Genomic DNA, 1475 nt, shown 5'->3' on the forward strand with positions numbered 1-1475 from the left:
GTTGCGCACTGCTGCCGTGAGCTCGCTACGCCTGTCGCCTCAGCACTGCGACATGATTGCGGTCGCGCGGACATTTCGCGACGTTGTGGAGGGCCAGGACGACGCGGAAAGGGGAACCCGGCGCTTGGCCGAAGTCTATCCGAACGTTCCGTTCTCCAATGGTTTCCTCCACGGCGCGGCTGGCGTTTCGCATCAGCCGCACTCAGGATCAGAAGCGCGCTTTGTCACCGGGACGTGACCTGAAACCTGCACAAAGTTTGCTCTCGAACAATGAGGCGGGTGCTCCGCCGCCCCTATCCTGATGTGTAAGAACTCCACGGGAAGGACCGCCGATGTGGCCGTACCATGGTGAGGCCTTCCGGGCTCGGGAGGACGTCAGATGATAATGGGCGGCAACGTCTCGACATAGACCGTGAGCTACTTCGCGGTCGCGACCTGTTTGCGGCCGAGGCGCTGATGTCGCTGGTTTTGAGTTTTCCGGCCGTCGATATCGCCGCGTCTGATACGCTCGTCCTCGTCCATATCATCGCCATCGGCTGGCTCAGCAAGTGCGTCTGTGGCGCCCTCACGCAATTCGTGCCGGTGCTGGTCGGCAAACCCTGGTCTGAGCCCCGCAAACTCCTCCAAGAATGGGTAGAGTCCGTCACCTCTGAGGAGACGGACCATGAAGCCAAGTCGGTTCACGGAAGAGCAGATCATCGGGATTTTGCGGGAGCAGGAGGCGGGTGTGGCAACGGCTGATGTCTGCCGCAAACACGGGATCTCGAGCGCAACATTCTACAAATGGAAGGCCAAGTACGGTGGCCTGGAGGTATCCGATGCCAAGCGGCTGAAGGCATTGGAGGACGAGAACGCCAAGCTGAAGAAGCTCCTGGCCGAGGCAATGCTCGACAACGCCATGCTCAAGGACGTTGCGTCAAAAAAATGGTGACGCCCGCCGCGAGGCGAGAGGCCGTCGCTCATCTGCGGACCACCTTCGAGGTGAGCGAACGGCGGGCGTGCAAAGCCCTGGGGGCAGATCGCGCATCGGTGCGCTATCGCAGCGGGCGAGCCGATGATGCGGCCGTGCGCGCCCGCCTGCGCGAACTGGCCGCCATCCGCCGCCGGTTCGGCTACCGTCGTCTGCTGGTGCTGATGCGCCGCGAGGGGCTGGTCATGAACCACAAGAAGTTTCGACGTCTGTATCGCGAGGAACGGCTGCAAGTCCGCCGGCGTGGCGGCCGCAAACGGGCGCTCGGCACCAGGGCGCCAATGGCGATCCCGCAAGGCGCCAACCAGCGCTGGAGTCTCGAATTTCTGTCGGATGCGTTCGCCGATGGCCGACGGTTCCGGATTCTGGCTGTGGTCGACGACTTCACTCGCGAATGCCTGGCGCTCGTCGCCGATACTTCGCTGCCGGGCCTGCGGGCCACACGCGAGCTCGATGTCATCATTGCCTGGCGCGGCCGGCCGGCGATGTGCCTGTCCGACAACGG

At 63.4% G+C, this 1475-nt stretch carries 1 protein-coding gene and 2 pseudogenes; all 3 read left to right on the top strand.

Going from position 1 to position 1475, the window contains the following annotated elements; all coding sequences use genetic code 11:
- A pseudogene (locus K408_RS43210) lies at positions 1 to 238 on the top strand (U32 family peptidase); the annotation flags it as partial.
- A gap of 218 nt (positions 239 to 456) precedes the next feature.
- Positions 457 to 741, top strand: coding sequence for a hypothetical protein (locus tag K408_RS42560; RefSeq protein WP_155248816.1), 285 nt, complete (start codon positions 457 to 459; stop codon positions 739 to 741).
- Positions 665 to 1475: pseudogene (locus K408_RS0136710) on the top strand (IS3 family transposase); the annotation flags it as partial. The gene K408_RS42560 and the pseudogene K408_RS0136710, both read left to right, overlap by 77 nt.

Source organism: Bradyrhizobium sp. in8p8, from assembly GCF_000426845.1.
In the GTDB taxonomy this organism is placed as follows: Bacteria; Pseudomonadota; Alphaproteobacteria; order Rhizobiales; family Xanthobacteraceae; genus Bradyrhizobium; species Bradyrhizobium japonicum_C.